1 protein-coding gene is annotated in these 6,524 nt (G+C 68.4%); it reads right to left on the reverse strand.

Features of this window, described 5'->3' with window-relative positions; translation table 11 throughout:
• Nucleotides 1-5,709, reverse strand: a 5,709-nt coding sequence (locus tag KUM49_RS20185; protein ID WP_374200181.1) for a DNRLRE domain-containing protein, incomplete at its 3' end; no start/stop codon positions are given.
• Nucleotides 5,710-6,524 lie beyond the last annotated feature (815 nt).

Here is a 6,524-nt window from a genome sequence, read left to right on the forward strand (position 1 = left end):
CCCGTCGAGGTCGTATTGGTTGATGGGGTCTGCGGGGTAGCCGTAGGCGTTGGCGCCGCCTCCGTAGACGGGGTCGAGGGAGAGGAAGCGTCCGGTGGTGGGGTTGTAGAGGCGGGCGCCCATGAGGGTGAGGCCGGTGAGGGTCTCGGCGGAGCGTTGTTTGGCGCCGAGCCAGTTGTAGCGGATGGCTGCCTGTCCGGGGCGGGGATTGCCGTATTCGTCGCTGTCCAGGGCGGTGGGTGCTTTGGTGGTGTCCAGCGGGAGCTGGAGGGCGATGTCGCCGTGGATGGTGGTGAGTTGGAGGACGGTGTCGCCGGTTTTGCTGGTGGTGGCGGCGAGGTCTCCGGAGGTGCCGTCGACGTTGCGGGTCAGGGCGCCGGTGGTGGTGTCCTCGGTGATCCAGCGGGGGTTGTCGCTGTCGCTGTCGTAGTGGTTGGTCTTGGACGCGGTCTGGGTCCAGGTGGTGCCGCTGCCGGTTTCGACCTTCCAGGAGCGGAAGCGCAGGGCGGCGTCGAGCTGCCAGGTCTGGCGCTTGCCGCCCGAGGTCTGCTGGTAGGCGAGGTCGTTGGTGTAGTAGCTGATGGTGCTGCCCGGCAGGGCAGTGGTGCGGCCGAACGCGTCGTAGGTGTAGCCGGAGGCTATGAGGCGGTCGGCGCTGTCGTAGGTGTAGTTGGTGGTGGCGGCGCCGGTGGAGGTGCAGGCGCTGCCGGACTCGGCGGTGGCGGTGGCCAGCGCGGAGCGGTTGGCATGCTTGTCGAAGGTGTAGGCGCGGCGGGTGCAGGCCTCGCCGACGGTGTCGTCGACGCCGGTGAGGCGGCCGGCCTTGTCGTAGGTGTACTTCTGGGCGGACCAGCCCTGGTGGCTGGTTGCCTGACCGTGGGCGTTCTCGGTGACGGTGTCGGTGTAGACGGTGGTGCCGTCACTGTCGCGGGTGTAGGCGCGTGAGGTGGTGGCGCCGGTGGCGTCCTCGGTGACGTTCAGGGTGTAGCCGCCGGGGAGCTTTTCGGTGGTGAGGGACCCGTCGGCGTCGTAGGCGGCTGAGAAGTCACCGGCGATCGAGTCGCTGGTCTTGGTCACCAGTCCGCGGGGTTCGGCGGTGTGGTCGTAGGTGTAGGTCACCGTCGAGGGGACGGTGTCGCTGCTTTTGACCGGCCGGTCGAGTTTGTCGTACTCGGTGGTGGTCTTGCCGCCGTCGGCGTCGGTGTAGGAGATGAGCCGGCCGAGCTTGTCGTAGGCCTTGGTGATGGTCCCGCCGCTGGGGGAGGTCGTCTTGGTGACCTTCCCGGTGACCGGGTCGTATTCGGTGGTGACCTCGGGAACGGCCTGGCCGAGGGTGCCGGTGATCGTGGTCTTCTCGGGGCGGCCGGCGGCGTCGTAGGTGGTGGTCGTGGTGCGGGACTGGCCGTTGGCCGTGTCGACGACCGTGGCGGGCTGTCCGAAGTAGTTGTATTCGGTGGTGGTGTCGGGCAGGTTGGCCGGGTTGGTGCCGCCGCCGGTGATGGCGCCGGCCGGTCCGGTCCAGCAGATCTGGTCGGCCCATTCGGGACGGCCCTGGCACCAGCCGGTTCCGTCCGCCTTCCAGTACTCGGTGACACGGGTGGCCGCGTCATCGCCGGTGGAGCCGGGCAGCGACTGCGAGGTCACCCGGCCCTGGGCGTCGTAGCCGGTCGAGGTGGACAGGTTCAGGCCGCCGGCGTCCTGGACGGTGAGCGTGGGCAGGCCCTTGGCCCAGTCGAACTGGGTCTCGGTGACCCGCTTCTCACTCATGATCGAGTAGTAGTCGCGGACCCGGGTGCCGGTGATTTCCAGGGTGACCTGGTCCTTGACGGTGGCGCTGCCGTCGGTGGGTCGGCCGGTGTCGTACTCCTTGACCGTCCAGGCGCGGGCAGGCACGGAGGTGCCGGCCCCGACCAGGACGGTGGCGCCCTCCTTGAGGTCCTCGCTGAGGTCCACGCGGTGCAGCGGCCCGAACTCTTCCAGTTCGCGGGTGCCGGTCTCGTTGTAGAGGGAGGTGGTCGACAGCAGGTGCGCCCGCTCGGAGGCGGACTGGGAGATGATGCCCAGGTCCGTCAGGGTGTCCTTGTGGGCGTCCGTGGCGCCGAGCGCGAGTTCGCGGTTGCCGGCGCTCAGTTCACGGATGGTGTTGCCGAACCGGTCGTACTCGGTGGTGGTGATCGTCTTGCCGGGCGTCGCGGTGTTGACCTGGCGGCCGGAGGCGTCGAGGTAGTTGACCGTGGCCCGGGTGTAGCTGCCGGAGGTGAGAGCCGCGCCGTCGCTGGAGGCCGGCACGGAGTCGGCCGGGAAGACGGCCGTCGCGTCGCTGGGTGTGTCGAGCTGGCCCCAGGCGGCGACGTTCGAGGCGCCCATCGCGTGGGGGGCCTTGGTGCCGGTCAGCGGGACGCCGTAGACGATGCTGGTGACGGCCTCGCCTTCGGCGGTGTCCGCGGTGCCCTGCTTGAGAGCGGGGCGGGAGACCTTCAAGAGCATGCCGTCACCGGGTGCCGTGCCGCTGCCGGCGTTGCCGTAGGTGAAGGTGTAGGGCAGCTCGCCGGGCGGCTGCATCCAGGTGACGCGGCCTTCGTGGTAGGCGTACTGGGTCTCCGCCTGCTGCCCGATGCGCGGGTCGAAGGACTGGCGCAGCCGGCCCAGGGAGTCGTAGCGGTAGGAGGCCACGGCGGTCGCGGTGGCGGCGGTGGCGCCCGGCTGAGTGGCCCACAGCCTCAGCTGCTTGACCTGGCCGGTGACGTCACCGAACTGGGCGTCGGTGTCGGTGCCGGTGGCCGTGGTGGAGGTCGCGTAGACGTACTCCAGCACCCGGCAGCCCTTGGTCGCGGGGGTGGCCTCGCAGGTGGCGGTGGTGGCCGCCGAGGTCGGGGCGATGATCCGCTTGGGGCGGGCCAGCGTCTTTCCGTCCGCGGTCACCGCTTCGGAGACCACCTTGGTGGTGGAGTTCGACAGGCCGTCCAGCAGGGTGCTGGAGACCTGCCAGGTCGTGGCGGCCGCCGCGGGCTTGGTGAACGTGGTCAGCGTGCCCTCGGTGTCGGACAGGGTGAAGGTGGAAGTCACGCTGCCCTTGAGGACCAGATCCTCGGCCCCGGGCTCGGGGATCCAGCCGGTCTTGGCGGCGTTGGCGGTGAAGTGCAGGGCATCGCCCTCCGAGGTCACCACGGCGACCGCGGTGTCGGAGACCCGGCGCAGGTGGGTGTAGTCGGACTCGGTCATCTCCGCCGCGGTGCCGGCCACCCACTCCTTGCCGAAGATGGCCGCCTGGCCTTCCTGCTTGGCCCCCTGGTCGGGGGTGCGGGAGGAAGCCGTGCGGGTCACCGACATGTCGAAGAACGACGCATCGGTCTCCGACAGGGTGTAGTCACCGGTGAGCAGGTTCAGCGAACCGGGACCGGTCTCGCTGGTGGCCGCGCCATCAGCGTTGCGGTCCACGACCACGGTCAGCGCGGCGGTGCTCGAGGCCGCCGAGTTGGGGCCGGTGAAGTCGGCCTTGATCTGGACCGTGCCGTCCGGGGAGACGGTGCTGGTGGTGTTCCATACCAGCGGTGCGTTCTTTCCTGCGGTCAGCGCCACCGGCCAGGCGGTGAGCGCGGTTCCGCCCGAGGTGACGTCGCCGACCGGGATCTTCACCCAGGCGTCGGCTTCCGAACGGCGCCAGGAGAACGACACCTTGTCGTACTTGCCGCTCTCGGCCTCGGCGACCAGCGGCAGCCGGCGCGCGGTGCGCTCGCCCTCGGCGGGCTGCAGGAAGCCGCCCGAACCGGCGTGGAAGATGTACTCCAGCGCCTCGGACTTGTTGTCGGCCTTGTCCGCGGAGCGGACCTGCAGCGTGTGGGTGCCGTTCTTCGGCGGGGTGACACTGATGGCCTTGGCGGTGGCGGCCCCGCCGGTGGCGACCTTCGTCCAGGTCACCCCGTCCAGCGACCACTCCAGCCAGTTGTGATCGGCAGCCGGCGGGGTCACGGTGAACGTGCCCGCCTGCCCGGCGCCCTTGACCCACTGCCCGGCCGGGTAGTCCGTCGAGGTGATCTTCGAAGGGGCTGAGGGGGCGGAGGTGTCGACGGTGAACGTCTTCCACGCCGACCAGCCGGTGTTGTAGTGCGTCCCGTCATAGGGATTGGTGCGGAACTTGTAGGTCTTGCCGTTGCTCAGCACACCGGCGGGAACCGTCACCGACGCGGCGGAGCCACTGGCCACGTACTTGGACACGATGACGTCGCCGACCTGGGTGTTGGTGGCGTTGTCGAAGATCTGGAACGTGCCGTTGACCTTGTCCCCGTCGGCGTCGACGAAGGTGTCACGCAGCGTCGGGGTGGCCGAGTTGACCGTGTAGGCGCCGCTGTAGGAGAAGAACGGCGGGCCGGCCTCCTGCTTGGTGCCGGTCTTGGGCCGGTAGTTGTAGGTGACGACCAGCTTGGGCGGATTGGAGGCCGCGTTCGCGGAGTTGACCCGCTTCCACTGCTCGAGCACCGATTCACTCGTCGCCCGCAGGCCCATGTGCCCGCGGGTCGCCTTGGCCGACGCCCACTCCTGCACCAGCGTCGTCACGTCCGCGTTGATCCAGCCGTCCGGAGCCGTGGTGCACGCGGTGTTGCCGCGGGTCTCCGTCGAGGTGGCCTTCTTCGCCGTCAGTGCCGGCTGCGCGGACCACCGCGAGGACGTCGAGGCGGCCCCCGCCGACCACACCTCCCACGGATAGGCCTTGCAGTCGGTGTTGCCCGAGTGGAAGTTCCACAGGCTCAGCTTCGCGCTGGAGACCAGCGCGTCCTGGATCGGTGTGGAGTTCCAGCTGATGAAGGACCGCGCCAGGCGCGGCGTGCCGTCGGCGTTGGTCGTGCCCGGGTTGCCCAGGTCCAGCTCGGTGTCCGCGGACCAGTCCACGGTCTCGCCCTGCTGGACGTAGGTGTCGAAGACGTTGCCCAGCGAGGAGGTGGACGGGTCGACGACGACCGGATATTTGGTCTTGGGGTCGGCGAGGAAGTCGGCGTCCGGGGTGACCACCAGGTCGACCGAGGAGCCCTTCTTCACGACCTTCAGGCCGACCTTCGCCTTGTGGGTGTGCTCGCCGGAGCGCTTGTCGACGGCGGCATCCCACATCACCGGCGCGGGCATCACGGCCCGCTTCTTGTTCTTCTTGTCGGTGAACTGCACGCTGCCGTCGGCGAGCTGCTTCACCCTCAGGCCCTTGGCCTTCAGCGGCAGCGTGTACGAGTAGGCGCCGCTCGCGGCGGCGGGCCGCTGTTTGATCTCGACGAACTGCTCAAAACCTGTGCGGGTGGCCTCCACGACCACGTCCGCACCCGGAACGGCGTTGGCGTACTTTGCCCGCGTGCCCTCCAGCGTGGGCTTGGGCAGACCGCCCTTCCACTGCAGGGTGATCTGCTGATCGCCCTCGCCCAGCGTCACCAGGTCGGCGGCCTTGGCCTGCTGCCCCGCCTTCAGCGACGCCGGCGGCGTACCGGTGCGGCCCGCCAGACGCAGCCCCTCCGGGTGTGCGACCGGCTCCACCCCCGAACCCGACTCACGCAACTTCACATCGACGTCGACCCACTTGCCGTCCCGCTCGAAACGGACCGGACCCGCAGACAGCTCCGTCGTCAGACTGCCGTCCTTGTTCACCCACGTCGTCGACGTCTCCGTGCGCTCACTCAGCGCCTCCACCCGCCGGCCTGACAAACGAGACGCGACCTTCGCCGACGCAATATCCGCCGCAGCCGCAACCCCCTTCGCCTTCTGCTTCCCCTCACGCCCGGCGGCCGAAGCCTCAGGCGAAGCAGCCGCAGCCGCCGCGTCTATCAGCGACACCGACAAAAGCACAGCAAGACCGCCGGAAATCCAGCGGATACTTCTGCTTTTCTCATGCCACACCCGCCCTCTCTCATCAGGAGAAGGCAGCTCTTCCTCAGGTCTCACGAAACGTTCCCGTCTGGTCTGTCTGTCTGCGTAAGGACAGTGAACGAATCGAAAAGTAACCAGGGACACAAGATCACCAAGATCACCAAACGCCCAACACGGACACCCCCACCCCCATGGGCCCCAGTGATCTCAAGCACACTACGTAACGTCAGCAATACGGAATGCAATCCTCCGGCGCAATGAACAAGCCACACACTCCGTAAACAAGCCATGCACCCCACGCCGGCCACACCAGCAGCCCACGCCCGACATGAACACATCCGCCCCCAACCGAACCGACTCCACCACACACCAGCACCCCACCCCCGGCCAGCCACCCCAACCCCCAGCAACCCACCAGCCATTGCACACAGCCACCCCACACGGCATCCTGATCACCGCACAAAAAAACCCACCCCCACACACACCAAACCCCCGCCACCCCACCCAAAAGGCCCCCCAATGCCCCGCGGCCCCATACTCTTCCTCACCACCACCGCCGCACTCATCCACCTCGCCGCATTCATCACCCACTACCACATGGGATTCACCACAGCACTCAACCTCGCACCCCCCGCAGCCGGATCACTCCTCGCCCTACGACTCGCCCACAAACACACGCC

The organism is Streptomyces sp. AC555_RSS877 (assembly GCF_019049245.1).
Lineage (GTDB): Bacteria > Actinomycetota > Actinomycetes > Streptomycetales > Streptomycetaceae > Streptomyces.